Source organism: Halarchaeum acidiphilum MH1-52-1 (assembly GCF_000474235.1).
GTDB classification, from domain to species: Archaea; Halobacteriota; Halobacteria; order Halobacteriales; family Halobacteriaceae; genus Halarchaeum; species Halarchaeum acidiphilum.
On record NZ_BATA01000035.1, the window covers coordinates 1 to 25,618 of the forward strand.

At 70.9% G+C, this 25,618-nt stretch carries 30 protein-coding genes and 1 pseudogene; 11 read left to right on the forward strand and 20 right to left on the reverse strand.

Annotated elements, in window-relative coordinates; genetic code table 11:
• Nucleotides 1-16: 16 nt before the first annotated feature.
• Nucleotides 17-1,186, reverse strand: coding sequence for an MFS transporter (locus tag AOZ13_RS07605; RefSeq protein WP_021780250.1), 1,170 nt, complete (start codon nucleotides 1,184-1,186; stop codon nucleotides 17-19).
• Nucleotides 1,187-1,358: 172 nt separating this feature from the next.
• Nucleotides 1,359-2,942: a phosphoglycerate dehydrogenase gene (gene serA / locus AOZ13_RS07610; protein WP_049933981.1), complete on the reverse strand. Its 1,584-nt coding sequence runs from the start codon at nucleotides 2,940-2,942 to the stop codon at nucleotides 1,359-1,361.
• Nucleotides 2,943-3,160: 218 nt separating this feature from the next.
• On the opposite strand from serA, the gene serB reads away from it, so the two are divergent.
• A complete protein-coding gene (gene serB / locus AOZ13_RS07615) occupies nucleotides 3,161-3,796 on the forward strand; it encodes a phosphoserine phosphatase SerB (RefSeq protein WP_020222422.1) in 636 nt (211 codons plus the stop codon).
• A gap of 76 nt (nucleotides 3,797-3,872) precedes the next feature.
• Here serB and yciH read toward each other — a convergent pair whose 3' ends face one another.
• From yciH to AOZ13_RS15280, 5 genes are all read right to left on the reverse strand, one after another.
• Nucleotides 3,873-4,166 carry a stress response translation initiation inhibitor YciH gene (gene yciH / locus AOZ13_RS07620; protein ID WP_044958204.1) on the reverse strand — a complete coding sequence of 98 codons (294 nt, stop codon included), beginning with the start codon at nucleotides 4,164-4,166 and terminating at the stop codon, nucleotides 3,873-3,875.
• Between the two features lie 58 nt (nucleotides 4,167-4,224).
• A complete protein-coding gene (locus AOZ13_RS07625) occupies nucleotides 4,225-6,315 on the reverse strand; it encodes a DUF4129 domain-containing transglutaminase family protein (RefSeq protein WP_081706777.1) in 2,091 nt (696 codons plus the stop codon).
• Between the two features lie 8 nt (nucleotides 6,316-6,323).
• Nucleotides 6,324-7,292: a DUF58 domain-containing protein gene (locus tag AOZ13_RS07630; RefSeq protein ID WP_049933984.1), complete on the reverse strand. Its 969-nt coding sequence runs from the start codon at nucleotides 7,290-7,292 to the stop codon at nucleotides 6,324-6,326.
• A complete protein-coding gene (locus tag AOZ13_RS07635) occupies nucleotides 7,292-8,278 on the reverse strand; it encodes an AAA family ATPase (protein WP_021780254.1) in 987 nt (328 codons plus the stop codon). Before AOZ13_RS07635 ends, AOZ13_RS07630 begins: the two co-directional genes overlap by 1 nt.
• An 81-nt stretch (nucleotides 8,279-8,359) precedes the next feature.
• The gene (locus AOZ13_RS15280) at nucleotides 8,360-8,494 is read right to left on the reverse strand and encodes a hypothetical protein (protein WP_267879177.1); all 135 of its coding nucleotides are present in this window, start codon (nucleotides 8,492-8,494) and stop codon (nucleotides 8,360-8,362) included.
• A 91-nt stretch (nucleotides 8,495-8,585) separates the two neighbouring features.
• Here AOZ13_RS15280 and AOZ13_RS07640 point away from each other — a divergent pair, with 91 nt between their 5' ends.
• Nucleotides 8,586-8,771: a hypothetical protein gene (locus AOZ13_RS07640; protein ID WP_020222485.1), complete on the forward strand. Its 186-nt coding sequence runs from the start codon at nucleotides 8,586-8,588 to the stop codon at nucleotides 8,769-8,771.
• 59 nt (nucleotides 8,772-8,830) lie between these two features.
• On the opposite strand, the gene AOZ13_RS07645 is transcribed toward AOZ13_RS07640, so the two are convergent.
• Entirely contained in the window at nucleotides 8,831-9,589 is a 759-nt protein-coding gene (locus tag AOZ13_RS07645) for a coenzyme F420-0:L-glutamate ligase (protein ID WP_020222484.1), read from the reverse strand.
• A 95-nt stretch (nucleotides 9,590-9,684) separates the two neighbouring features.
• Between AOZ13_RS07645 and AOZ13_RS07650 the strand changes: the two genes are divergently transcribed.
• From AOZ13_RS07650 to AOZ13_RS07660, 3 genes are all read left to right on the forward strand, one after another.
• Nucleotides 9,685-10,926 (forward strand): NUDIX domain-containing protein, encoded by a 1,242-nt coding sequence (locus tag AOZ13_RS07650; protein ID WP_020222483.1) that lies wholly within the window; start codon nucleotides 9,685-9,687, stop codon nucleotides 10,924-10,926.
• A 290-nt stretch (nucleotides 10,927-11,216) separates the two neighbouring features.
• Complete coding sequence (gene ddh / locus AOZ13_RS07655) at nucleotides 11,217-12,137, forward strand: D-2-hydroxyacid dehydrogenase (protein WP_049933986.1); 921 nt, start codon at nucleotides 11,217-11,219, stop codon at nucleotides 12,135-12,137.
• Between the two features lies 1 nt (nucleotide 12,138).
• Nucleotides 12,139-13,338 (forward strand): SLC13 family permease, encoded by a 1,200-nt coding sequence (locus AOZ13_RS07660; protein WP_021780258.1) that lies wholly within the window; start codon nucleotides 12,139-12,141, stop codon nucleotides 13,336-13,338.
• A gap of 345 nt (nucleotides 13,339-13,683) precedes the next feature.
• Here AOZ13_RS07660 and engB read toward each other — a convergent pair whose 3' ends face one another.
• Complete coding sequence (gene engB, locus AOZ13_RS07665; RefSeq protein ID WP_021780259.1) at nucleotides 13,684-14,301, reverse strand: GTP-binding protein EngB; 618 nt, start codon at nucleotides 14,299-14,301, stop codon at nucleotides 13,684-13,686.
• 103 nt (nucleotides 14,302-14,404) lie between these two features.
• Between engB and AOZ13_RS07670 the strand changes: the two genes are divergently transcribed.
• Together AOZ13_RS07670 and AOZ13_RS07675 are read left to right on the forward strand one after the other, a co-directional pair.
• Nucleotides 14,405-15,157 carry an SIMPL domain-containing protein gene (locus tag AOZ13_RS07670; protein ID WP_021780260.1) on the forward strand — a complete coding sequence of 251 codons (753 nt, stop codon included), beginning with the start codon at nucleotides 14,405-14,407 and terminating at the stop codon, nucleotides 15,155-15,157.
• Between the two features lie 44 nt (nucleotides 15,158-15,201).
• Nucleotides 15,202-16,692, forward strand: coding sequence for a TIGR00341 family protein (locus tag AOZ13_RS07675; protein ID WP_020222406.1), 1,491 nt, complete (start codon nucleotides 15,202-15,204; stop codon nucleotides 16,690-16,692).
• Here AOZ13_RS07675 and AOZ13_RS07680 read toward each other — a convergent pair.
• The 5 genes from AOZ13_RS07680 to AOZ13_RS07700 form a co-directional block, all read right to left on the reverse strand.
• Nucleotides 16,662-17,639: an NOG1 family protein gene (locus tag AOZ13_RS07680; RefSeq protein WP_020222407.1), complete on the reverse strand. Its 978-nt coding sequence runs from the start codon at nucleotides 17,637-17,639 to the stop codon at nucleotides 16,662-16,664. The two genes, AOZ13_RS07675 and AOZ13_RS07680, sit on opposite strands and share 31 nt — an antisense overlap.
• Nucleotides 17,640-17,898: 259 nt before the next feature.
• Complete coding sequence (hisE, locus tag AOZ13_RS07685) at nucleotides 17,899-18,192, reverse strand: phosphoribosyl-ATP diphosphatase (RefSeq protein ID WP_044958182.1); 294 nt, start codon at nucleotides 18,190-18,192, stop codon at nucleotides 17,899-17,901.
• Nucleotides 18,193-18,236: 44 nt separating this feature from the next.
• Nucleotides 18,237-18,683 carry a bifunctional nuclease family protein gene (locus AOZ13_RS07690; protein ID WP_049933990.1) on the reverse strand — a complete coding sequence of 149 codons (447 nt, stop codon included), beginning with the start codon at nucleotides 18,681-18,683 and terminating at the stop codon, nucleotides 18,237-18,239.
• Between the two features lie 38 nt (nucleotides 18,684-18,721).
• Nucleotides 18,722-19,321: a pyridoxal 5'-phosphate synthase glutaminase subunit PdxT gene (pdxT, locus tag AOZ13_RS07695; protein WP_020221784.1), complete on the reverse strand. Its 600-nt coding sequence runs from the start codon at nucleotides 19,319-19,321 to the stop codon at nucleotides 18,722-18,724.
• 43 nt (nucleotides 19,322-19,364) lie between these two features.
• On the reverse strand, nucleotides 19,365-19,526 hold the full coding sequence (locus AOZ13_RS07700) for a preprotein translocase subunit Sec61beta (RefSeq protein WP_044957634.1): 162 nt from the start codon (nucleotides 19,524-19,526) through the stop codon (nucleotides 19,365-19,367).
• Nucleotides 19,527-19,558: 32 nt separating this feature from the next.
• On the opposite strand from AOZ13_RS07700, the gene AOZ13_RS14450 reads away from it, so the two are divergent.
• Together AOZ13_RS14450 and trxA are read left to right on the forward strand one after the other, a co-directional pair.
• Nucleotides 19,559-19,705 carry a hypothetical protein gene (locus AOZ13_RS14450; RefSeq protein ID WP_020221782.1) on the forward strand — a complete coding sequence of 49 codons (147 nt, stop codon included), beginning with the start codon at nucleotides 19,559-19,561 and terminating at the stop codon, nucleotides 19,703-19,705.
• Nucleotides 19,706-19,768: 63 nt separating this feature from the next.
• Entirely contained in the window at nucleotides 19,769-20,038 is a 270-nt protein-coding gene (gene trxA, locus AOZ13_RS07705) for a thioredoxin (RefSeq protein ID WP_020221781.1), read from the forward strand.
• A gap of 318 nt (nucleotides 20,039-20,356) precedes the next feature.
• Here trxA and npdG read toward each other — a convergent pair whose 3' ends face one another.
• The 5 genes and pseudogenes from npdG to AOZ13_RS07730 all read right to left on the reverse strand — a co-directional run bounded on the left by npdG (nucleotide 20,357) and on the right by AOZ13_RS07730 (nucleotide 23,153).
• Nucleotides 20,357-21,025 carry an NADPH-dependent F420 reductase gene (gene npdG, locus AOZ13_RS07710; RefSeq protein ID WP_020221780.1) on the reverse strand — a complete coding sequence of 223 codons (669 nt, stop codon included), beginning with the start codon at nucleotides 21,023-21,025 and terminating at the stop codon, nucleotides 20,357-20,359.
• A gap of 54 nt (nucleotides 21,026-21,079) precedes the next feature.
• Complete coding sequence (locus tag AOZ13_RS07715; protein ID WP_020221779.1) at nucleotides 21,080-21,439, reverse strand: hypothetical protein; 360 nt, start codon at nucleotides 21,437-21,439, stop codon at nucleotides 21,080-21,082.
• A gap of 84 nt (nucleotides 21,440-21,523) precedes the next feature.
• Nucleotides 21,524-21,808: a hypothetical protein gene (locus AOZ13_RS07720; protein ID WP_044957630.1), complete on the reverse strand. Its 285-nt coding sequence runs from the start codon at nucleotides 21,806-21,808 to the stop codon at nucleotides 21,524-21,526.
• A 42-nt stretch (nucleotides 21,809-21,850) separates the two neighbouring features.
• Nucleotides 21,851-22,719, reverse strand: a pseudogene (locus tag AOZ13_RS07725) (TIGR01548 family HAD-type hydrolase).
• A gap of 35 nt (nucleotides 22,720-22,754) precedes the next feature.
• On the reverse strand, nucleotides 22,755-23,153 hold the full coding sequence (locus tag AOZ13_RS07730) for a UPF0146 family protein (protein WP_020221776.1): 399 nt from the start codon (nucleotides 23,151-23,153) through the stop codon (nucleotides 22,755-22,757).
• Nucleotides 23,154-23,192: 39 nt separating this feature from the next.
• On the opposite strand from AOZ13_RS07730, the gene AOZ13_RS07735 reads away from it, so the two are divergent.
• The gene (locus AOZ13_RS07735) at nucleotides 23,193-23,714 is read left to right on the forward strand and encodes an archaemetzincin family Zn-dependent metalloprotease (protein ID WP_020221775.1); all 522 of its coding nucleotides are present in this window, start codon (nucleotides 23,193-23,195) and stop codon (nucleotides 23,712-23,714) included.
• Nucleotides 23,715-23,898: 184 nt separating this feature from the next.
• Nucleotides 23,899-24,471, forward strand: coding sequence for an acetate uptake transporter (locus tag AOZ13_RS07740; protein ID WP_020221774.1), 573 nt, complete (start codon nucleotides 23,899-23,901; stop codon nucleotides 24,469-24,471).
• A gap of 36 nt (nucleotides 24,472-24,507) precedes the next feature.
• On the opposite strand, the gene AOZ13_RS07745 is transcribed toward AOZ13_RS07740, so the two are convergent.
• The gene (locus tag AOZ13_RS07745) at nucleotides 24,508-25,566 is read right to left on the reverse strand and encodes a Vms1/Ankzf1 family peptidyl-tRNA hydrolase (RefSeq protein ID WP_021780264.1); all 1,059 of its coding nucleotides are present in this window, start codon (nucleotides 25,564-25,566) and stop codon (nucleotides 24,508-24,510) included.
• Nucleotides 25,567-25,618: the final 52 nt, after the last annotated feature.

A 25,618-nucleotide genomic window follows, 5' to 3' on the forward strand; every position in this document is an offset into this window, starting at 1 on the left:
CACGCCGGGGAGGATGTCATGGTCGGCTCCGCTGTGCGACGATGACGACGAGCGCCGCGGCGGCGACGAGGCAGGCGGCCAGCCCCCAGAAGGCGAGGGCGTAGGAGGCGTGCTCGGCGACGAAGCCGACGTACGTCGAGCCGAGGGCGCCGACGGAGAGGTAGATCGTGCGCAGCATGCCGAAGTCGCCGGCCGTGGAGTCGTCCGGGAAGACGCTCATCAGGTAGGCCTGCATCACGGGCGAGTACGCCATGACGCCCGCGGCGACGAGGAGGACGCCGATGACGGCCACGATCGGGGCGGGCGCGACGACGACGAGGGCGACGGCGAACGCCCCGAGGAGGAGCGTCGCGGGCGCGACGGCGTATCTCGGGAAGCGATCGCCGAGTTCGCCCGCGGTCGGCTTGACGATCGCGCCCGCGCCGAAGAGGACGGCGAAGCCGACGCTGGCGACGAGCGGCGAATACCCCTTGCCGACGCGGAGGAAGGTCGGGAGGAAGCCGGCGATCGCCTCCCAGACGAACGCGTAGAGGGTGTACGCGGCGAGGAGGAGGCGGACGTCGGCGTCGCCGAGGACGCGGCGCGCGGTCGGGAGGACGTCGAGGCTGACGGTCGCGCGGACGTACTCGCGGAGGCGGACGCGGTGGAGCGCCCACGCGCAGCAGGCGAGCGCGAGCGCGACGGGCGCGAACGCGAGGTGCCAGTCCGCGTGCGCGACGACGAGCGCGGCGAGACCCGCCGCGACGACGCCGCCGACGTCGCCCGCGCCGATGTGGAGACCGAGCGCGCGCCCCTCGTTGCCCGCGAAGACGTCGCCGAGGTGCGTGCGCGCCGTCGAGGGGAAGAGACCGGCGCCGACGCCGACGACCGCGGCCGAGCCGACGAGGACCGGAAGCCCGTTCGCGACGCTGAGACCCGCGAAGCCGACGACGAGGACGCAGAGGGACGGCACGAGCACGGTCGGGGGACTGAGCGCGTCGGAGAACCGGCCGCCCGGGTACTGCGCGAGGGCGTACGCTCCCCAGAGGACGGAGACGACGGCGCCCGCCGCGGTCGGCGAAAGCCCGAGATCGCCGCTGATCGTCGGGAGGAGCGGGCTGACGGCGAGACGGCCGACTTGGAGGGCGAACCACCCAGCGGAGAGCACGAGGAGGAGGCGGCGCGCGTCGGTGCGATCGGGTGCCACGAGCGGGCCTACTCGCGGGCGGTACTTGACGGACGCGAAGGCGGAACGCGAGAAAAGCCGAGAGGGACCGATCGGCCGGATCGGTCAGCTCACGGGTCACTCCGTTCCCCGTTCGCGTTACTCGCGGGTCGTCCCTCCCCGTTCGCGTTGTCGCGGTTCCAGCGGAACCGCGTTAATCTCCGTTCAATTCGATTTCCTTCACTTCGGTGATGCGCGAGTCGGCTTCGAGTTCCTCGCGGGCGGCCTCGGGGAGGTCGTCGTCGAGGTTGTAGACGGTGAGCGCCTCGCCGCCGTCGGTCTCGCGGGCGTTGAACATCCCGGCGATGTTGACGTCGTGCTCGCCGAGGGCCGTCCCGATAAATCCGATGACGCCGGGTTCGTCGCGGTTGCGCGCGACGAGCATGTGGCCGTGCGGGATGGCGTCGACGCGGTAGTCGTCGATGGAGACGAGACGCGGGTCGTCACCGGCGAAGAGAGTCCCGGAGACGGCGAGTTCGTCGTCGCCGTCGCCGACCGTGACGGTGACGAGGCTCTGGAAGTCCGCGGAGGAGCGGGTCTTCGTCTCGGTGACGTCGATGCCGCGCTCCTCCGCGACGCGCGGGGCGTTGACGGCGTTGACGTTCCATTCGAGCGGCTCGAAGACACCCTTCTGCGCGCTCGCGGTGACGAGATCGACGTCCTCGGCGGCGATGTCGCCGGCGTAGGAGACCTCGACGCGCTCGACGCGGCCGTCGAAGAGCTGCGCGGCGACCTTCCCCGCGGTCTCGGCGAGACCGATGTACGGCTCGATGCGCGGGAAGACGGACTCGTCCACCGACGGCGCGTTCAGCGCGTTGAGGACGGGCTCGTCGTTGAACGCGGCGACGACCTGCTCGGCGGTGGAGACGGCGACGTGCTCTTGGGCGGCCTCCGTCGAGGCGCCGAGGTGGGGGGTGACGACGATGTCGTCCACGTCGAGCAGCGCGGAGTCCTCGGGGAGCGGCTCCTCCGCGAAGACGTCGACGGCGGCGCCCTTCATCACGCCGTCGGCGACGGCGTCCGCGAGGGCGTCCTCGTCGACGACGCCACCGCGCGCGCAGTTGACGAGGTAGCCGTCTTCGAGGTTCGCGAGGGCGTCCTCGTCGAGGAGTCCCTCCGTCTCGGGAGTGAGCGGGACGTGGACGGTGAGGAAGTCCGCGGCGGCGAGACAGTCCTCCAAGTCCACGAGATCGGCGCCGAGCTGCTCGGCGCGCTCCTCGCTGATGTAGGGATCGTAGGCGACGAGGTCCATGCCGAGGGAGGCGAGCTTCTTCGCGACCTCTTGGCCGACGCGACCGAGACCGACGACGCCGAGGGTCTTGCCGTTGACCTCGGTGCCGAGGTAGTCGCTCTTGGCCCACTCGCCGTCCTTGAGGCGGGCGTGGGCCTGCGGGATGGAGCGCGCGGCGGCGAACGCCATCGCGACCGTGTGCTCGGCGGCGGCGCGGACGTTCCCCTCGGGCGCGTTCGCGACGATCACGCCGTGTTCGGTGGCGGCGTCGATATCGATGTTGTCGACGCCGATCCCGGCGCGCCCGACGATGACGAGGTCGGGCGCGGCCTCGAAGACCGCCTCACTCACGTCGGTCCCGGAGCGAACGATGAGCGCGTTGACGTCCGAGACGGCGTCGAGGAGGGCCTCTCCCTCGACGTCGTAGGCTGTTTCGACCTCGTGACCCGCCTCGCGGAGGGTGTCGAGACCGGCGTCCGCGATCGGATCCGTGACGAGTACCTTCACGTTCGGGGAAAGCCCACCCGGCACTTTAACGCTTTTCGCATGGGCGCGTCGTGACGGCGTCGAAACCGATGATCGTGTACACGGATGTGCGTACTTAGTTCTATATGCGTCTCGTGATATCCACGGTCGAACCGATACCTGATGACCCCTTCGTTTCGGGTGGAACGCGGTGTGCGAACGGAAACCACTTGGCGGGTGGGACGCGAACGGGGAGCCATATGACGCTGGTCGCGTTCGACTTCGACGGGACGCTCTCGGATTCGGAGATGATGGTGCTCCTCGGCGAGCAGTACGGGATCGCGGAGGAGATCGCGGACATCACGGCGCGCGCGATGCGCGGCGAACTCTCCTACGCGGAGTCGCTCTACGAGCGCGCCGAACTCTTAGAGGGACTCCCCGAGGCCGAAGCGCGGGCCGCCTACGAGCAGGTGTACCTCCGGCAGGGCGCCGCGGCCGTCATCGAGGCACTGAACGACGCCGGGCACACGACCGCGATCCTCACCGGCGGATTCACGCCGGGCGTCGAGGCCGCGCTCGACCGGGACAACGCGGACGTCGATCACGTCGTCGCGAACGAACTCCCCGTCGAGGACGGCCACCTCACCGGCGGCGCCGAGGGACCGCTCATCGAGGGGACGAAGGACGACGCCTTGGAGGCGCTCTGCATGGAGACGAACACCGATCTGGACGACACCGTCGCGGTCGGCGACGGCGCGAACGACCTCCCGATGCTGAAGGCCGCCGGCACCGCCATCGGCTTCATCCCCAAGCCCGCCGTCCGCCCGCACTGCGACGTCGTCGTCGCGACGATGCCGCGGCTCACGCGCGTCTTCGAGGAAGACGGCCTGCTGTAGGGATCAGCTCGCGCGGCGGGCGTCGCGCGAGCGATCGTTCGAGAAGAGTGGCGTCGTCGGTCCGCGACGGGAAGCGCTAGGCGACGTTGAAGCCCTTGTTCCGGAGGAAGTCCTCGATGCGACCCGAGTGGTTCCCCTGCAGTTCGATCTCGCCGTTCTCGACGGTCCCTCCGCACGCGAACTTCGATTTGAGGTCCGAGGAGAGACTGTCGAGGTCGACGTCCTTCGGGTCGAGCCCTTCGACAACGGTCACTTCCTTCCCGTAGCGGCGCTCGTCGATGCGGATCGTGATCTGCTGGGACTCCTTCGCGACGTCCTCGCAGACGCAGAGTTCATCGGGCAATCCGCACGTCGAGCATACGTCCGACATTACGGTTCTAGTTTGGATGTCGGGATACAAAATACTGTCGCCAGACGCCACGAACGGGCTACGGGCGGCCGTTTTCACCGCGAAGTGCCCGGAGGGCGCGGCGGGCCTCGTTCGCGTCGTCGTCGGCGATCTCTCCCCGATAGCGCGCCCGTTCGTGGAGGTTCGCGAGACGCCTCGCGGGGACCGGGGCCTCGATCGCGTCGAGATACTCGCGGACGGTCTCGCCCGAGCGCCGCGGGCGGTACCGGCGTCCGAGGACGTACAGCATCCGCTCGTGTGCGCCCGCGACGACGGCCGCCGGCTCGCCTCTCGGGAGCCAGCGCACCCAGACCGCCCGTCGGACGCGTTCGAGGAGACCGAGGCGCCGCACGACCGCCGCGACCCCGAGCGCGACGACGGCCCAGAGCAGGAGGACCCGGGGCGCCGGGAGCGTCGGGTCGCCGCCCAGCGGACCGGTGTTCGCGCTCGCACCCGTGGACGTCACCGCGCCCGTGGTCGTCGCGCTGGACTCGCTTGCCGTCGAGACCGTCGTCGACGTCGCGGTGCTCGTCGAGAGTGCCGCCGACGTGCTCGCCGTCGCGCCGACGTCGCCGCCGCCGCTCTCGCTGCTCGACGACGCGTTCGCGATGATGGCCCGCTCCGCGTCCGCTCGCGGGCCGGCCGGCGTCGGATCGAAGCGGACCCAGCCTGCGTTCGGCGCGTACACCTCGACCCACGCGTGCGAGTCGACGCCCCGGACGGTCCACGTCCCCGTCGCGGTGCGCTTCCCGGGGGCGTACCCCGTGACGAAGCGCGCCGGGACGCCCTCCTCGCGGAGCATGACGGCCATCGCGCTCGCGTAGTGGACGCAGTAGCCCCGATCCGAGTCGAGCAGGAACGTCCGGACGAGGTGGTCGTTCGCGGCGGGCGCGTCGAGCGAGTAGGTCTTCGTCGCCGCCAACCACCGCTCGATCGCGCTCGCCTTCGCGTACGGCGTCGTCGCGCCCGCCGTGACGTTGTCCGCGAGCGCGGCGACGCGCGACCCGGTGGTGTCCGGCACCTGCAGGTCTCGGCTCTCGATCGCCGCCGGGTAGTTCGCTCCGGCAGTCCGGAGCGCCCGCCGGCCGCCGCGCGGTCGCTCGCTGATGACGCGATAGCTCTCGTTCGCGACGAGCACGCCGTCCGGAACCGGGTTTCCGCCGCTCGTCACGCGGTAGTCGACGCCCTCGACCGCGACCGGCTCGGCGGCCGCCGGCATCGCGGAGAGCGGCCGCTTCGCGGTGACGGTCTGCGTGAGCGGCTCGCTCGGTCCGTCCGGTCCCGAGAGGGAGCCGCCGTCGCCCGTTCGGACCCACCCGCTGCCCGTGTACCGATCGTAGACGGCGACGCGCCAGTACGCCGGGCTGGAGCTGCGCACGACGAACTGGACGTTCGGCGAGAGGTCGATCGCGCCCCCGAGACCGACGCGTTCGTCGGCGTTCGTCAGGCTCGTCGACGGCGCCGTCGCCGCCCCGCCGAACGCCGCGCCGGTCCCCCCGGGCGTCACGGTCACGACGAGCGGCGCGACGGCCACGAGCGCGAGCGCGACGGCGAGCGTTTCGAGTTGGCGGCGGGTCGCGCCGTGCGCGTCGAGGGTCCCGAGTCCGACCGCGCCCGCGGCGGCGAGCGCGCCGACGAGCGTCGCGGTCGCGGTGCTGTCGCCCGTGAGAACGAAGAACCCGAGCGCGAGACCGGCGACGCCGACCGCGGCCGCGTCCCGCCCACGGAGCGCGAAGTACCACGTGAGGAACGCGGGCGCCGGCACCATCGCGAGCGCCCAGACGAGGACGTTCACCATCCGGAGGACGGAGTAGCCGGTGAGTAGCGCGACGGCGTCGTCGAGCACGCTCGCGACCGTGAGCGAGCGCGCGTAGCTCTCCGGGGCGGTGAGGACGTACGCGAGCAGGCCGGCGCCGAGGAGGCAGGCGCCGACGGCGAGCGCGGTCCGCGGCCGGACGGCCTGCGCGATCGCGGCGAGCAGGAGCGAGCCGACGAGGACGACCCAGAAGACGCGCAGGTCGCCGACGACGTCGACGACGTGGTACAGGACGGCGAGCGAGGACGCGGAGAGCGCGGCGGTGCAGGCGAGCGCACCGAGCCGAGATGGCGTGAGCCGCCCGAGAACGGGCACGCGTCGAGTCACGCCGGACCCTCTCGGAGGACATCGTCGGCGGATCGCTCCACTCCGGCGACGACGAGGGCCACGCCGTCGGCGTCCGCTCGGACGACCACGCGCGCGCTCTCTTGTTTCCCGCTCGCGAGCGACGCTCGATCGAGGTCGGCGAGGAGTTCGAGGGCGCGTCGCCGCGTCGCGACGCCGCCCGCGGGGGCGAGCGATCCCGCGGGCGTGCGGAGACCGACGTCGATGCCCGCGTCGAGGCAGGCGACGACGACGCTGGCGGCGGCGACGGCGGCGAGTCCGGGATCGCCCCCCTCGCTGACGTCCACGGCGACGACCAGTCGGCCGTCCGTCCCGTCGCCCGCGTAGGTCGTGACGAGGTAGTCGTCGGGGCGCTTCGCGGACGCCTTCCAGTTCACGTCCCGGAGCGGGTCGCCGGGGGCGTATTCGCGGACGCCCTCGAACTCGCTGCGCCCCCCGGCGGCTCCGACGGCGGCGGCGAGCGCGCGCGGCGGGATCGCGAGCGGGACGACCGCCGGATAGACGGTCACCTCGTCGCTGTCGACGTCCGCGAACGAGCGACGCCAGAGACCGAACGGGTCGCTCGCGACGACCGTCGCGGGACCGACGGCGTGCCGGCCGCGCTCGCGGAGCACGAGGTCGTAGCGCGCCTCGCGGCCGTCGGCGACGGACCGGACGGTCGCGTCGCCGTCGAGACCGGATCCGAGATCGTCCCGGACGGTGACCACGGCGCCGTCGCCCTCGACGGCGAGCGAGACGCGTCGCTCGTCGCCCGGAAAGCCGTCGGCCGGCGGGCCACGGACGACGCGCGGGCGGTCGACCCGCGCGACGAGGAGGGCGGCGACGACGAACGCGCAGGCCGCGGGGACGACGACGGCGTTCAGCGAGCGCGCGCCGAACAGTCGGGCGCTCGCGAACCCGCAAAGCGCGACGAGCGCGACGACGACGCCCCGCCCCGTGGGTCGCATCACGGGTCTTCCGGATCGACGTCGGCGAGCGCGCGCTCGACGACGCGGGCGGCGGCGTCGCCCCCGAGTTCGCTCCCCGCATCGGCGCGGATTCGATGTGCGAGAACGCTCGACGCCTCCCGCTTCACGTCGTCGGGAACGACGTACTCGCGGCCGTCGAGGACGGCGCGCGCCTGCGCGCAGCGGAGGAGCGAGACGGCACCGCGCGGGCTGGCGCCGAGCGCGGCCTCCTCGCGCGTGCGCTCGGCGAGTCGCGCGACGTACCGACGAACCGGCTCGGCGGTCTCGACGCGCGCCGTCGTCTCGCGCGCCCGGCGGAGTTCCGCGACGTCCGTCACCGGTTCGATCTCGTCGACGGGGTGATGACCGACGACGCGCCCGAGCACTTCGACCTCCTCGTCGACGCTCGGGTAGCCGAGCGTCCGTTTTTTCGCGAAGCGATCCACTTCCGCGACCGGCAGGTCGTACACCCGATCGCGCTCGACGGCGTTCTGCGTCGCGATGACGAAGAAGGGATCGGGGAGCGCGTGCGTCTCGCCGTCGACCGTCACCTGTTCTTCCTCCATCGCCTCCAGCAGCGCGCTCTGGGTCTTCGGCGGCGCGCGGTTGATCTCGTCGCCGAGGACGACGTTGCCGAACACGGGTCCCGATCGGAAGTCGAATCCGCCCTCCGCCTCGTCGAGGACGTTCGTCCCCGTGACGTCGCTCGGCAGCAGGTCGGGCGTGAACTGGACGCGCGAGAACGCCCCGTCGACGGAGCCGGCGAGCGCCCGCGCGAGCACCGTCTTCCCGACGCCCGGGACGTCCTCGAGGAGGAGGTGGCCGCGCGCGAGCAGTACCACGAGCGCGTCCTCGACGACGTCCGCCTTCCCGACGACGACGCGCCCGACGTTCTCCGTGACGCGCTCGACGAGCGCGCGTGCGTCCGAGACGGGGAGCGGGCCGGTGGCGTCGTCCGTCGCGGACGTGGCCGAACCGTCCGTCACGGCCGCATCACCCCCGTGTCGCCGCCGAGACGCCGATTCGGCCGCGCGTTCGCCCGGCGCGACGTCCCCCGCCACGCCGCCCTACCACCCCGCACACTCCCCACAGCACCACCCCCGTTCGTCACGCCAGCGCGCTTTCGCCGCCGTTCCACAGGCCGCACACGCCGCGTCCCCGGGCGTCACCCGGCAGACCGCGCCGACGTCGGATTCGCTCACGCTCTCCCATAAGGGGACGTCGGGGATAATTCCTCACCCGAGCGAAGCGCGAACCACCGGGAGCTAAGGGTCCCGACGATCATGAGCGGGTATGGCAGGCGCAAGCATCCCCAGCATCCTCCTCGGACAGTTCGGCATCGTTCCCGCGCTCCTCGTCCTGTGTAGCGTCGTTCTGTTCGTCGTGATCGCCGTCCTCACGATCTACCTCGTCGTCGGCGCCGTCGCCGACCTCGTCGGCGGCGCGGACACCGGCCACGTTGATGGCCAACCGCGCTAGCGATCCCCGAAGCGGCTCCTCGTCACAGCCACACACCGTTCGGAGGCGTCCGCATCCGACTATCCCTCGTAGCTCCACTCCCGGAGTGCCTGCCGGACGAAGTCGCTCTCCAGATCGCGATAGAGGTTCGCGCTCCCCTCGTGCTCGCCGAACGCCCAGTCGCGGACGATGACGGCGGGCGTTCCGTCGTCCCCCTCGCCGGAGACGAGGTTCGCGGTCGCCGCGAGCTCGTCGACGACGGATTCGACGGTGACCTCGAGTTCGTGGCCGTCGCGGTCGGTCTCGCCGCGCCAGTCGCGCGACGCCGGCATCCCCGCCCAGCCGATCGCGACGCCCGTCTGGCCGTGGCGGAACGACCGCCCAGACGTGTCCGTGACGATCACGGGCGCGTCCACGGGGAGTCCGTCGCGGATCCGCTCGGCCGACTCGCTCGGCCGCTCCGGGAGGAGGAGTAGCTCCGCGCCGCCCGTGTTCGAGCGGTCGATGCCGGCGTTCACGCCGACGTGTCCGAAGCGGGTCTCAGTCAGGAGGAACGGCTCGTCCATCACGAGGTCCGTCGACTCCTCCAGTACCGCCTGCGCGAACCGCGGATCGCGCTCCTCGCCCGTCTGTTCCTCGAATCGCGACGCGATCTCGCGCGCCCGCGGGCCCGCCGGGTAGTCCGCGAGGTCGGCCGTCCGCCCCTCGGCCTTCGAGACGATCGTGCTCGCGACGCAGACCACGTCGTCGTCGCGGAGATCGCACGCCGACTCGATCGCGGCCGCGACGTCGTCGCCCGCCTCGAACTCGGGGAGTCCCGGAACTGCGAACGCTTCCATACCCGTCCTTTCCTCGGCACGATGAAAGGGACGCCGATCCCGGCCACCGCGTACGGCCCCCGGAACTAACCGCGTGGCCGCCCCCACCGTCGGTCATGGAGGAGACACACGTCGTCACCGTCTTCCTGCGCAACGGGACCGACGTCCTGCTCTTCCGGCGCAGCGAGGACGTCGGCTCCTACACCGGCCGGTGGGGCGCCGTCGCCGGCCACGCCGAGGGCGATCCCGACGGACAGGCGCGCGTCGAGATCCGCGAGGAGACCGGTATCGACCCCGGGACCGCGGTGCACCTCGCTCGCGCGGGCGAGCCGTTCGTCGTCGCGGACGCGGCGCGTGGCACGCGTTGGGTCGTCCACCCCTACCTCTTCGACTGCGACACCCGCGACGTGACGCCGAACTACGAAACCGCCGACTACGAGTGGGTGCCGCCGACGGCGATCCGGGAGCGCGAGACGGTACCGGACCTCTGGACGTCGTACGACCGCGTTCGGCCGTCGATCGCGAGCGTCCGCGACGACGCCACGCACGGCTCGGCGTACCTCTCGGTGCGCGCCTGCGAGGTCCTGCGCGACGACGCCGCGGCCGGCGCCGACTACGACGCCCTCCTCGGGACGGCGCGCGACCTGCTCGCCGCGCGCGAGAGCATGGCCGCGGTCGTCAATCGAGTGAATCGCGTCGTCGCCGAGACGGGAGAGCGGAGCGCGGACGCGATCCTCACGAGCGCGTGCGAGACCATCGACGACGCACTCGACGCCGACGACGGTGCGGCCGCGGCCGCGGCGGTCGAACTCCGTGACGCGTCGCTTCTGACGCTCTCGCGCTCCGGCACCGCGTTCGACGCGCTCGTCGGCGCGGATCCGTCGCGCGTCGTCGTCGCGGAGTCGCGGACGGGCCGCGAGGGCGTCGACACGGCGGAGCGCCTCGCCGCCGAGGGTCTCGACGTGACGCTCACGACGGACGCCGCGGCCGCGTCGCTCGTCGGGGACGTGGACGCGGTGCTCGTCGGTGCGGACACCGTGCTCCGCGACGGGAGCGTCGTGAACAAGGTCGGGACGCGCGCCGCGGCGCTCGCCGCCGCCGAGGCGGACGTTCCCGTCTACGCGGTCTGCGCGCGGGACAAGGTCGCGCCCGAGGCGGACCCGGACGATCCCGCGCTAGAGGACGCGCCCGCCAGTGCCCTCTACGACGGAGACGCGCCGCTCGACGTCGCGAACCCCCTGTTCGACGTCACGCCCGCGTCGCTCGTCACGGGCGTCGTCACGGAGAACGGCGTCCTCGACGCGTCCGCCGTCGCGGACGTCGCCGCGGAGCTGCGAGCGCTCCGCGACTGGCGGTAGCGATCGACTGGCGAACACGACGGACGGACCGACCGGGCGGGGCGTCCGTCGGGTTTCGCGGTCCCCGCCCGGTCCGCGGGATCAGCGCACGACACCCGGTGTGCCCGCGATCGCTGATGAACGTCAGCCTCGACGTCCCTCGAAAGGCGAAGGCGTTTAGATGCGCGGCCCCATCGTTCGCGTGGGCGACGGTGACGAGGAGTTACCCCCTCCGAGCCCCTTGTGACGAGGCATTTCTCCCGAGTCGCCCTTCCGCAACGTTGAACTCCGATTCTCCGGTAGTTGTTCCCATGGACATCTCACGGCTCGGCATCCACGAGTCCGTCCGAGCGGTCTTTCCGCCCGACGTCCTCGCGGATCGACTCCGGGACGTCGCCCCGGCGACCGTCGTGGTGGACGACGACGTCTCCGACGTAGACGCGGTCGTGACGTTCGAACACGCCGATTCGTTCGTCGGACTCGCGTGGGTTCACTGCATCCGCGCGGGGTACGACGCGTTCCCGCTCGACACCTACCGCGACGCCGGCACGGCCCTGACGAATTCGACGGGAATCCACGGTGCGGCGGTCGGCGAGACGGCTCTCGGCATGATGCTCTCGCTCGCGCGGCGGCTTCACGACTACCGGGACGCCCAGCGGGAGCGCGAGTGGGCGCCGCCGACGTGGGATACGCCGTTCACGCTCCGCGACGAGCGCCTCACTGTCGTCGGACTCGGCACCCTCGGTCGCGGGATCGCCCGCTGCGCCGACGGGATCGGGATGCGCGTGGACGGCGTCCGACGCACGCCGACGCGAACGCCGCACGCGCGTACCGTCTACACGCCCGATCGGCTGCACGACGCGGTCGCGGACGCCCGGTTCGTCGCCGTCGCCACGCCGCTCACCGAGGCGACCCGCAGGCTCGTCGACGCGGGCGTCTTCGAGGCGATGCGCGACGACGCGTACCTCGTGAACGTCGCTCGCGGCCCCGTCGTCGATGAGGACGCGCTCATCGACGCCCTCGCGGCGGGCGAACTCGCGGGTGCGGGACTCGACGTCTTCCGCGAGGAACCCCTCCCGGCGTCGTCGCCGCTCTGGGATCTCGACGACGTGCTCGTCACGCCACACGCCTCGTCGCTCCATCGCGCGTATCACGAGGACATCGCAGATCTCGTTCGGGCGAACCTCCGTAACCGCAACGCGGGCGCCGACCTGCTCAACCGCGTCGTCTGACGTGCCCCTCCCGTGGCCGGTCACCGTCGCCGTCGTCGTCGCCGCGTTCGCGCTCCTCTTCGCTCGACAGGTGCGTGGGTATCCGACCGATCGCGCGGTCACGGCCGCGGCGGGTGCCGCCCTCCTCGTCGCCCTCGGCGTCCTCTCGCCCGACGCGGCGCTCGGCAGCATCGACGCGAGCACGCTCCTCCTGCTCTTCGGGATGATGGTTCACGTCGAGTGTCTCGCGCGTTCGGGCTTCTACGGCCGCGCCGCCGCGCGTCTCGTCAACTGGGCGGGGACGCCTCGTCGGCTCGCGCTCGGGACGCTCGTTCTCGCCGCCGTCTGCTCCGCGCTCGCGCTGAACGACGCCGCCGCGCTCCTCCTCACGCCCGTGCTCGTGCGCGCCACCGCGGACGCGAACGTCGATCCCGCGCCCGCCCTGATCGCGCTCGTTCTCGGCGCGAACGTCGGGAGCGTCGCCACGCCGCTCGGCAACCCCCAGAACGCCTACGTCCTCGCGCGCAGCCCGCTCACCGCGGGCGAGTTCGTCGCCGCGCTCCTCCCCGTCGCGCTCGTCTCGCTCGCCGTCGCCGCCGTCGCCGTCGCGCTCGTCGCGCCCCGGTCCGGCGTCGTTCCGCCCGCCGACGTCCCCGATTACGACCGCGCGTGGGCGGCGGGGAGCGTCGGCTTCGTCGCTCTGACCTTCGCGATCCTGTTCCTCCGGCCCGGTCTCGATCCGGGCGCCGTCGCGGCCGGCACGGCCGTCGCGCACCTCGTCGCGCTCCAGATCGCCCGCCGCGAACCCGGTGGTGACGTCCTCCGCGACGTCGATTGGACGCTCCTCGTCCTCTTCGGGGGGATGTTCGTCCTCGTCGCCGGTCTCCGAACGACGCCGGTCGTCCCGGCGCTCGAAGCGCACGTCGCCGGCGGGCCTTCCCTCGGCGTCGCGGCGTTCGCGCTCTCGAACCTCGTGAGCAACGTCCCCGCCGTCCTCGTGCTCTCGACCGGCGTCTCCGCCCAGCAGGGGTGGCTCGTCCTCGCCGCGAGCGCCACGCTCGCGGGGAACGCCACGCCGGTCGCGTCCGCCGCGTCGCTCATCGTTCTCGAAGGCGCCGCCCGTCGCGGCGTTGATCTCCGCGTGAAGCGCCTCGTCGCCGTCGGACTCCCGGTGAGCCTCGTTACGTCCGCGCTCGCCGTCGCGCTCCTCGTCTGGGCGTGAGGCGACCCCGCTCGACAGAGCACTCTTATGGGTCCGAATAGCACGGTAATCGAGTGACACAGCGGGGACGAGGAATTCAGGACGACCTGCGCGAGCGCGTCGGCGACGACCGGTCCCTCCGTCGCCGTCGACGCAGACTACTTCGCCCAGCAGGACTCGTTCGTCCAGTACGTCGTGGACCGACTCGACGACGGGCCATAGGACGCCGCGGTGGGGGGGGGGGGGGGGGCGCTGTCGCGGTGCGGTACGACGGTGCCACGCCGCGCGCGGAGCGCGCGGGGTTTTTTAGTGGAGGTTTTTGCGCCGAGCGGGTCGCGATGCGACCCCGAGGCGCAAAAAAGTCCGTTAGAAGAACTTCTTCAGGTCGTCGCGCTTCGCGTCTTCGAGGTGGACGCGGATGGCCTCTTCGAGCGCGTCGGTATCGCCGCGTTTGGCGCTGATGGGCGCGATGGTGTCCCGCCACTGCTCCCACGGCGGGACGAGACCGAAGCGGTCGGCGATGTCGTTCAGGCGCTCGTCGCGGTCGTCGATCTTGTCCATCTTGTTGACGGCGAGGACGGGCGAGATTCTGAGTTCGCGGAGGAAGCCGTAGAGTTCGACGGTGTGCGGGATCTCCTCTTCGCCGCTGTGCCGATCGATGATGTCGACGGCGGCCTTCCCGTCGAGGACGATGACGCCGGCGAGGATCGCGTCCGCGTGCTCCTCGACGTAGTGCACGATGTCGGTCTTGATCGACTCCCGGTGCTCCTCCTCGACACCGGACATGAATCCGAAGCCGGGGAGGTCGGTGATGACGAACGACTCGGACGCCCAGTCGTAGTGGTTCGGCTGTCTGGTGACGCCGGGTTTCCCGCCGGTGGTGAAGTCGTGGCCGGTGATCTCGCGCATCAGCGTGGACTTCCCGACGTTCGACCGGCCGAGGAGGACGATCTCCGCGTCGCGATCCGGTCGGTTCTCGAACATGGCTCACGTAGCCGACGCGCGCGGTTGTGTCTTTCGTCGCAGGGGGTCAAACGGCCGTTTCACCCTCCGCCGTGTTGACGTTCGACCGCGACCAACGGACGGTATGCGTCGCAACGCAACACTCGTACTGCTCGTACTGCTCGCCGCCGTCGGCGTCGTCACCGCCGGCGTCGCCGCCGCCGGAACCGGCGGTGGCGCTATCGCCCCGCAAGCGTCGTCGCCGTCGGTCTCGTCGAACGCGACGACGCTCGACGTCTCGGCGTCCGGCTCCGCGTCCGCTGATCCCGATCAGGCGGTCGTCTCCGTGGCCGTCACCGCCAGCGCCGCCTCGGCGGACGACGCGCGCGCCGCCGTCGCGCGGAACGCGAGTTCCCTCCACGACGCGCTGACGGACGCGGGCGTCGGGAGCGACGACGTCGAGACGACGGCCTACCGCGTGACCGAGCGCACGGAGAAGACGCAGAACGGAACGACGACCCACTACGAGGCCGTCCACGCCTTCGACGTGACGGTGGACGATCCCTCGCGGGCGGGCGACGTGCTCGACGCGGCGGTGGCGGGCGGCGCGAACCGCGTCGACGGCGTGCACTTCACGCTCTCTGATGCGACGCGCGCCGACCTCCGCACCGAGGCCATTCACGACGCGATGGACGACGCGCGCTCGCAGGCCGACGCGGCCGCGGACGCCGCCGGGCTGACCGTCTCGGGTCTCCGGTCCGCCTCCGTCGACGGCGGATCCCCGCCCGTCATGTACACCTCCGCGGCCGCGAGCGGGAGCGCGAGCGACCGCACGGAGATCGACAACGCGCCCGTCTCCGTCTCCGTCTCGGTGCAGGCCACCTACACCGCGTCGTAACGTCCCCCACACGCTTTTCTTCGCCCCGGGTGCACGTCGTGGTAGTGCGTCTGGTGCAGGTCATCGTTCCCGCGGGGAAACGCGAGACCATCCTCGCCGAACTGGAGGAGCGCGGTATCGACTACGTCGTCACCGACGAGACGGGGAGTCAGGGGTATACGGGCGTCGTCTACTTCCCGCTACCGACGCAGGCGGTCGAGGACGTCCTCTCCGCGCTCCGCGAAGCCGGCTTGGAGGAGAACGCCTACACGGTCGTCGTGGACGCCGAGACGGTCGTCTCGAAGAAATTCGAGGCGTTACAGGAGCGCTACGAGGAGGAGGAGTCGGAGGATCGGATCGCGCGCGAGGAGATCACGGCGAAAGCCCGCGACCTCGCGCCGCGGCTCGGCGCGTTCCTCGTGATGACGGTCGTCTCCGCGATCGTCGCGGCCGCCGGGCTCCTGCTCGACTCCCCCGCGGTCGTCGTCGGGTCGATGGTCATCGCGCCGCTCATCGGCCCGGCGATGGCGACGAGCGTCGGCACGGTCGTCGACGATCGCGAGATGTTCCTCCGCGGCGTCAAACTCCAAACGATCGGCTTCGTCGCCGCCGTCGCGGCCGCCGCCGGGTTCGCCTATTTCGCGCGCGTCGTCCACCTCGTCCCGCCGCTCTCGTCGCAGGAACTCCTCGCCATCGGGCAGATCCGCGAACGGCTCAACCCGGACTTCCTCTCGCTCGCCGTCGCGCTCGGCGCGGGCGTCGCCGGCGCGTTCAGCCTCTCCTCCGGCGTCTCCTCCGCGCTCGTCGGCGTCATGATCGCCGCGGCGCTCGTCCCGCCGACCGCGGTCATCGGCATCGGTCTCGCGTGGGGACTCCCGACGACCGTCGTCGGCTCCACCGTCCTCGTGCTCGTCAACTTCCTCTCGATCAACCTCGCGGCGCTCGCCGTCCTCTGGTATCAGGGCTACCGTCCCGAACACTGGTTCCGTCTCAGCGAGGCCCGCAGCGCCACGCTCAAGCGCATCGGCGTGCTCGTCGTCGCCATCGCCGTCCTCTCCTTGTTCCTCGGCGGCGTCACCTACTCCTCCTACCAGCACGGGCGCTTCGAGCAGACGACGCGCGTGCAGGCGCAGGACGCCTTCCAGAGCGGCCAGTACGCCGACCTCTCGCTCGTCGACGTGCAGGTGACGTACGTCCAGTCGCCGTCGCCGCTCGCCAAGCCCGACCGCGTCGTGTTCACCGTCGGCCGCCCGGACGGCACCACCTATCCGGACCTCGCGGCGACGCTCAGACGCCGCATCGAGGCGGCGACCGGCTACGGTGTCACCGTGCGAGTGCGATTCGTGGAGATACAGACCGCGAGCGAAGGCGCCGACGACGCGACGAGCGCCGGAACGACGAGCGCCGGTGCGACGGCCGCCGCCGCCGACGTCGCACGACCCCTTTCCGCCGCCTCCGACGTCGCACGACCGCGATCCCTCGCGCCACACGCCACCGCGCGTTCCCCCGCCTCACTCCGCTCGCCTCAGTCTCGAAGCGGCAGTTCGAGCTCGTAGCCGGTCGCATCGACGGCGGCCGCGAGCACGCCATCGACGTTTTCGCCGGTCTCGACGCTCATGTAGGCGTCCGCCTCGACGTCCGTCGAGACGTCGCTCTTGTTGCAGACGGTGAGGAAGCCGACGTCGTCGTCCGCGTTCGCGAAGGTCTCGTGGACGTCCTCGCGGAGCGCGAGCTGGTCGTCGAGCGGGTAGCCGCAGGTCGCCGACGCATCAACCATGAAGAGCACGGCGTCCGCGAGGTGCGTCAGCGCGGAGACCGCCTGCTCCTCGATGTCGTTGCGTTCGTCGGCCGGTCGGTCGAGGAGTCCGGGCGTGTCGACGAGCTGGTAGCGGACGTGATCGCGCTCGACGTGACCGACGCGGACCGCCTTCGTCGTGAAGGGGTATTTGGCGGTCTCGTTGCGCGCGTTCGTCACGTCGTTCACGAACGAGGACTTCCCGACGTTCGGGTAGCCGGCGACGACGATCGCCGGCTCGTCCGGCCGGATGTCCGGGAACGTCTTCAGGTCGTCGCGCGCCTCGTTGAGGAACTGGAGGTCGTCCTCGACCTCGCGGAGGACGGATCCCATTCGCGCGAACGCCTGTTTGCGGAGCTTCTTCGCGGCGTCCGCGTCGTCGCGCGGCAGGCGCCCGATGTACTCCCGGCCGAGTTCCTTCGTCTTCCGCGACGCCCACGTCACCTCGGAGAGATGCGCGCGCGCCTCGTCGACGCCGACCACGGCGTCCGCGAGCTCGCGATAGAACGGCTCCACTTCGCCGTCGAAGTCCGGCCACGCCGTCACGACGTTATGGAGGTTGTCGCTCAGGACGTTCGACGCCGTCTGCAACATCGACTCTTGCGCCTCGACGCCGGACTTCGCCCGGCCCGCCCGCGCCGCTCGCGAGAACGCCTTGTCGAGCAGCTCCTCCGACGTGGGCGTCGTCGGGAGGTCCTCGAAGATCATACCCGCACTAGCGCGGCGAGCCGTAAAAACGCACGTATCACCGCCTCAGGGCGTCACCGTGACGCACGGCCGCTCGGGCGTCCGCCCGATGGCGATCGCGGAGGCGCCGATATGCCCCCCTCCTCGCGCACGCGTTCGCGTCGAGGAGATCGACGCGACCTCGCGTTTGTCGTGGTCGGCCCGGCGTACGGGACCGCGTTCCTCGCGGCTTCACCGGTCGGTTCGCGGCGACTCCACCACTGCGCCGCTCCGCCACCGCCTACCCCTGTCGCTCGCGCAGGACGTCGAGCAGCGCCTCGACGTCCACGTCGTGCATCGAGAGCGCGACGAGCATGTGGTAGACGAGATCGGCGCCCTCCTCGGCCATCTCCGCCCCGTCGTCGTCCTTCGCGGCGAGGACGAACTCCGTCGATTCCTCGCCGACCTTCTCCAGAACCCGGTTCTCGCCCTTCTCGTGGGTGAACAGCGACGCCGTGTAGGAGTCCTCCGGGAGGGTCTCCTTGCGGTCCTCGATGACGTCGAAGATCCCCTCGAGGACGTCGTCGCCGTGCATCCCCTCGGCGTCCGCCCCGTCATCGTGAGCGCCCGTGTCGCCACTCATTCCGCCGCCACCTCCCGGATGTCGCGCAGGTCGTCGAACGTCTCGCGCTCGCGGCGGCCCGCCTCGAAGACGTCGGGGGCGACGCGGATCGGCGCGTCCGTCCGCGCCGCGAGCGCGAGCGAGTCGCTCGGTCGCGCGTCGACCGTCGTCTCCCCGCGCGGCGTCCGCAGGGTGACGTCCGCGTAGTACGTCCCGTGCGCCTCGGATCGGATCTCGACGCCGAGCAGCCGACCGCCGAGCGCCTCGATCACGTCGAGGAGGAGGTCGTGCGTGAGCGGTCGGCCGACGTCCGCCGCGTCGACGCCGCGCGCGATGCTCAGCGCCTCCTCGAACGCGATGAAGATGGGGAGGACGTCCGACTCGTCGCCGACGTCGACGAGCACGACCGGCGCCGGACCGTCAGACGTGCCCGCGACCTTCACGCCCTCGATCTCCGCCTTCAGGTTCCCGTTCTCGTCCGGATCCGCGTCGGTGTCCACGCTCACAGTTCCGCCTCCTCGTTCTCGAAGAACGCGAGGTCGTGAATGCGCGCGTCCGCGGTCAACTCCGGGTGGAACGACGTCCCGATCACGGGACCGTCGCGGATCGCTACTGGCTTCTCGTCCCACGTCGCCAGCACGTCCACGTCGTCGCCGACCTCGGCGATGAGCGGCGCGCGGATGAACACCGCGGGGAACGGCTCCTCGATGCCCGCGACGTCGAGGGGCGCTTCGAAACTGTCGACCTGCCGGCCGAACGCGTTCCGATCCACCGTCGCGTCCACGAGATCGAGCGTCTCGACGCGCTCGTCGCGCGCGTCACGCGAGGCGACGATCAGGCCCGCGCAGGTCGCGAGCACGGGCTTTCCGGCGTCGACGTGCGCGACGATTTCCCCGTCGATGCCTTCGCGTTCGAGCAGGCGCGAGATGGCCGTCGACTCCCCACCGGGAAGCAACAGCAGATCACAGTCGGGGACGACGCCCGAGTGTCGCACCTCGTGGACGACCGTCTCCTCGCCGTGGTTCGCCGCCGCCCGACGGACGGCGTCGCCGTGTTCGGAGACGTCGCCCTGCACGGCGACGACCCCGACGTCGAGTGTCATACGCGGTGTTGGGCCGGCAGGAGAAAAAGGCTCCCGGCTTCCGTCAGGCCAGGATGTTCAGGAGGATGATGGCGACGCCGAAGAGAGTGCTGAAGGCCATCACGCTCTTCGGGTCGATTCGGATCGCGTTGCGCCCCTCGGAGTCGAAGTACCGGACGAGTCCGGCGCTCGACATCAGCCCGCCGGAGTTCTGACCGCTGCTCATACGCCCGGGTTCGGCGTCCACCATCCTAACCCTTGCGGACGACCGCCCACCGCATCGCCGCGCACCGCGACGTCACTTGGCGCATCGCCGCGCACCGCGTCGTCGCCCACCGCATCGCCGCGCACCGCGTCGTCACTTGGCGCATCGGGAGCGTGACGGCCGCGTCGCCACCGGAGTAACGGCAATCGACGTTCCGTGAGTAATCCTTATCGGCGTGGCCCGGCCTAGACCACGGTAGAACGATGACAGTCACCCTGAAGGACTTCTACGCCGACTGGTGTGGCCCGTGCAAGACGCAGGACCCGATCCTCGAGGATCTCGAGGAGGAGTGGGGCGATCGCGTCACCTTCGAGAAGGTCGACGTCGACGAGAATCAGGACGTCGCCAACGAGTATCAGGTGCGCTCCATCCCGACCATCGTCGTCGAGAACGATGACGGCGTCGTCGAGCGCTTCGTCGGCGTCACGCAGTCCGACAAGCTCGAAGACGCCTTCGAGGAAGCCGGCGCGTAGACGACGTCCAGCGTAGGAGTCCGCGCCCGACCCGCTTCGTTTCTTTCGACACGGCTCGAATAGCGATGGCTGTCTTCGATCCATGTGGATGGCGTTCGTCGCACGAGCGGTTCGTCAGATCCCGGTCGTGCGGCGATTCACTCGCACGTAGCGCGAGGCCCGAGCGCGACCACCGCGCCCGGAGGGCGCGACGGGAGCGCGCTGGGCTTTTGTCGCCGGAACGCGGCGCTTTCCGGCTGAACAGTAGGAAGCGAAGCTTCCTACGGTGGTGGAGCTTTTACCGCGGCGCGCTTCGCGCGCCGCAGCGTAAACGGTCCGTCAGAGGTAGCGTACGCCGACGTCGTGCATGTCGTCGTTGTTCATCGCGATGTTGATGAGGAGCGGGGTGACGGATTCGGCTTCGGCGGCGTTGGCGGCGGGTCCCGCGTCGAGGACGCGCAGGCCGTCGATTTCGGTGCCGAGGTCGGCGACGAGGTCGCGGGCGTCCTCGTCGTCGCCGACGACGAGCGTGTCGAGGTCGAACTCGACGTCGAGGTTGGCGAGGCGGTCGGCGGCGAGGTTGTGGAACGCGCCGACGACGGGGGCGTCGTCGGGAGCGCGGTGCTGAACGAGTTCGGTGACGCTCCCGACGCCCGGTGGGTTGTAGTGCATGCCGTCGTCGTCGCGACTCATGCCGACGGCGGGGCTGACGAGGACGGTCTCCTCGTCGACGACGTCCGCGACGCTCTCGACGACGTCGCCGATGTGGTAGGCGGGGACGGCGAGCACGACGACGTCGGCGCGATCGGCCGCCATCTCGTTGCCGAAGCCCTTCACGGTGCGTTCCAGCCCGCGGCTATCGAGTTCGGTCTCGTACTCCTCGGCCTTCGCTCGGGCCTTCTCGGGGTCACGCGAGCCGATGATGACCTCGTGATCGGTGTCGTAGGCCCAGCGGAGCGCGAGGCCCTCGCCGATGTCGCCGGTGCCGCCGAGTAGCGCGATTCGCATACTCGTCGGTTGGCGGCCGCGCGAATAAGGATTCTGTGTTGCGTGAGCGTTGCCTCAGTCTCGGATGCGATCGTAGCCACCGGCGACGACGAGTCCCCCGCCGACGACCCCTGCGAGGAGCGCGACGCAGTCGAGGAGCAGGCGCGCGGGGTCGCCCGCGACGGGCAGTGCGAGGGCGACGAGGCGCCCGAGGACGAACGTCGTGAGCGCGCCGCCGACGAGTCCGGCGAGACAGCGCCGCCGGACGGCCCCGCGATCGCGCGCCTCCTCCAAGAGGAGGTGGGTGGCGGGAACGGTGAGGAGCGTCGCACCGAACCCGAAGAGGAGGAGCACGGGCGGCGACAGGAGGAGCGCGGCGGCGAGGACGAACGAGGCGACGACGCCGCCTGCGATGGTACCGCGTGGTCGTGGCATCGATTCGCGGATTCGGCCGGGTGGTACATCGTCCCTGTGGAACGCGCTCGACTGGCGAGGCCGTCGCGGAAACGACCGCCGTCGCTAGCCGATGTTCGTCTCGATGGCGACGTCGGTCACTTCGCCGAGGCGTTCGAACTCGTCGTCGCGGGCGTGGCGGCGTTCGAGGTAGATCGGTAGCTCCTCGTCGTCGTCCGTGACGAAGCGATAGAGGACGTCGTCGGCCTCGGCGTCCCGCGCCTCTCCGTGGAGACCGTCCGGCTCCTCTTCAACGCCGTCGAGTTCGAGTTCGTGTCCCCACTCGTCGTCCACTTCGACCTCGATCGGACCGCGGTCCTGTTTGAGCAGGCGCATTCGGACATCTGCCATGTGCGGGCCGTCACGCGGGCACCACAAAGGCCCGGCGGCCGACTACCCCTCCAAGAGGTCGGGGAGGTCGTTCACGGAGTCGACGATCACGTCCGCGCCGGCGGCCTCGTACTTCCGTCGCCCGCCTTCGCCCGTGAGGCCGCCCGTGAGGACGCCGACGCCGTAGTACGTCCGCTCCGGGTCGCGTCCGCGGCGTTCGACGCCGTCTCGACGTCGTCGAGGGTGTCGCCGGCGAACGCCACCGCGTCGGCGTCGCAGCGATCCGCGAGCGCGACGAGCGCGCGCGGATGGGGCTTGCCCTCCTCCCAGTCGTCCATCGTGAACCGCCGTTCGTCGGGGACGTCCAGACCGACGCGCTCGAGGGCGATCTCCGCCTCCGATTCGGGGCGGCCGGTGAGCACGCAGACGCAGTAGCCGGCCGTGAGGCGCTCGATCGTCTCGGGCGTGACGATGACCGGTTCGTCCTCGATGAAGCCCGCCGCCTCGACGGGCGGCTCTCCGCCCTCGATGTCGCGGTAGCGCTCGCTCCCGAGGTAGAGCGCTTGGAAGACCGCTCGGAGCTCGGCGGGATCCCACTCGTCGTAGGTGCGCTCGCGGGCGTCCTCGTCGAGCGCCGCGGCGACGACCGCCTCGGCGGCGTCGAGACCGCCGCCGCGCTTTTCGATCTCGTCGGTGTACGCCGCGACGTCCATCGCCAGTCCCTCGCGCGAGGCGAGCACGTAGAGCGCGGCGGCGTCGCTGAGCGTCCAGTCGTTGTTGAACCCGCCCGCGTCCTTGAAGGCCTGCACGTCCGCCTTCGCGATGGTGTCGCCGTGGACGCGCTCGACGGACTCGACGATGGCGCGCCGGTAGGAGTCCGCGACGTCGACGAGCACTCCGTCGACGTCGAGCACGACGGTGTCGACCTGCATACATCGACCTGCGTGACCGCCCGGCAAAGGGATTTCTACCTGCCGCGCGCGGCCGCCACGTACAGCGTCTCGGAACCGACGGCGCGTCGCGAGACCGGGATCGCGGGCTGGTCGCCGCCGAGCGTGGTGAACAGGCAGTCCGCGTCGACGTCGCGCGCGACGTCGCGGAGCGGTCGGTGGAGTTCCGGCGGGCAGTTCAGCGCGTAGACGGCGTCCGCGTCGGCGTACGCCTCGACGCGCGGACCGGTGACGTCGTCGCGGACGAACGCCACGCTGCCGGGCGTCTCGCGCTCGTGAACGTCCGTCGCGACGACGGAACAGCCGCGTTCGGCGAGCGCGCCCGCGACGGCCGTCCGCCGGCCGACGCCGACCTCGACGAGTCGGTCGTATTCGGCGAGCGCGTCGGCGATCGCGTCCGTGCGTGTCGTCTTCACGGCGGGATGTTTATGCGTCGAGGCGGCATAGCGCTTCGTATGCGTGTCGATATCGTCCCTGTCGGCGACGTGCCCGCGACGGTGAAACGGGAGGCGTCGTCGAGTCTCCGGCGGGTCTACGACTGCGAGGTCTCCGTCGCCGCGGAACAGGACGTCCCCGAAGACGCCTACGACTCGGGCCGGCGCCAGTACCGGGCGGAGCCGTTCATCGAGGTCGCACGCCGGGCCGGCGCCGGGGAGAAGAACGTCGCCGTCACACCGGTCGACCTCTTCTACCGACAGCGAAACTACGTCTTCGGTCTCGCGTACCTCGACGGGCGGGGCTGTGTGGTCTCCACGCACCGGCTCCAGACCTCCTCGGACGGCGGATTCAGCCAGCGCTCCGCGGGCGACATCTTCGCCGACCGCGTCCGCAAAGAGGTCGTCCACGAGATCGGCCACACGCTCGGTCTCGAACACTGCGATAACAACCGCTGTGCGATGAGTTTCTCCCCGCAGGTCACCGAGGTCGATCGCAAACAGGAGGAGCTCTGCGGGAGCTGTCAGCGTTCTATCTTCTGACCCGTTCGTCACTTCGATCCGCTTCCTTCCGAGTGGGACCGTCCCTCCGCCGCACCCATTATAGTTAATTATCTATAACGGCATATTATTTAATGATCGATGATGTATAGCGTATTGGTCATGCGAGTAACTTACACGACGGCACGGATCGACACCGATCACCGCACGGGACGGGGGGACGTCGATGCCCGCTGACACCGACAGCGGCAACCCGGCGCCGCTCGGTCTCGTCGGCTTCGGGTTGACGACCGTCCTGCTCAGCAGCGTCAACGCCGGTGTCTTCGGGAGCGCGGCGGTCGCGCTCCCGCTCGGTCTCGCATTCGGGGGGACGATCCAGTTCGTCGCCGGCGTCTTCGAGTACCGGGAGGGGAACACCTTCGGGATGACCGCGTTCTGTTCGTACGGAGCGTTCTGGTGGTGGTTCGCGCTCCTCGAGATCTTCGCCGCGAACGACATCCTCAGCGTCGGCGGATCCACCGTCGGATTCGCGCTGCTCCTCTGGGCGCTGTTCACGCTCTACATGTGGATCAGCACGTTCAAGCTCAACTGGGCGCTCTGGTCCGTCTTCCTCACGCTGTGGATCACGTTCGCGCTCCTCGGACTCGGCGAACTCGGCTACGGCACGAGCGCGCTCGGCGGCTGGATCGGGATGCTCTGCGGTCTCCTCGCCATGTACACCTCCTTCGCGGAGGTCACCAACTGGGCGTGGGACCGCGTCGTGGTCCCCGTCGGCAGCGCGCCGCTCGGCGACGACTGAACCCGCCCGTCCCCTCCTTCTTCGCGGTCGCCGCCGTCACGCCTCCACGGGGAAGCGCAACAGCGCGCCGACGCCGTCGAACCCCTCGGTGAATCGCTCCCCACCCGCCACGTCCGTCGGGATCACGACGAGGTCGCCGCCCTCGTCGTCCACTCGCTCCGCGTACGCCGCGCGCGCGCTCGCCCCCACGGTCTCCGCGACGAGCAGGCGCTCGACCGCCCCGTACGTCAGCGCGTCGTCCACCGTCTCGCGCCCGTACGCCACCTCGCCGTCCGGCAGGCGCTCGAAGAAGGTATCGAGGGCCTCGCGGGCCTCGACGTGGACGTCCGTCACGTCCCCGCGCGCCCGCGCCGCCAACTCGTCGAGACCGCGCTCGCCGGCGTGCTCCACCGCGTACGTCCCCGCGACGCGCGACGCGAGCCGATCCGGGAGGGAGTCCCCGTCACGGAACGCCTCGACCGTCACGTGCGTTCCCCCGAGCGCCACCGCGTCCGGCGCGTCGAAGACCCGCCCCGCCTCCTCGCCGACGGACGCGAAGAACTCGCGTTTGCGTTCCTCGCGGCGCCGCCGAAACCGATCCGCCGACTGACCACCTGCCCGCGTCTTCCCCGGCACCCCGCTATCGAACGTCTCCAGCGTCGTCACGCCATCGTCGTCCAGCCGCCCGAGCGCCGCCCCACCGCGCTCCACGACCACGAGGCCGACCGTCGCGTCACGCGCGCCGCCGCGCTCCAACGGTCCCGTGGCGAACGCGTTCCCGTGCTCGAAGCCCCCCTCGATCACACGCCCCGGCGGATCCTCGAAGACGTACGTCTCGAGCGCGCCGTCCAGCACTCCCGCGTACACCGCGAGACCGTCCGACGGCGTCTCGCCGACGTCGCGAAGCGCCCGCGCCGCCGCCTCGAACGCCTCCGTCAGCGGCTCGCTCGCGCGCCCGTCGAGGTACTCGGCCTCCGCGTGCGCCTCCTCGACTCGTTCGAGCGTCGGCCCCAGCGGCTCGTCGTACGCCACCGCCACCGACACCAATCGGTCGTCATCCGCCGACGCCTCCTCGACGGACTCGATGCGCGCGGCACGCGAACGCGACGCCTGCATGCCCCGACGTTCACTCGTGAGTCGGAAAAGGCGTCTGGCCCTCCGTCTTTTT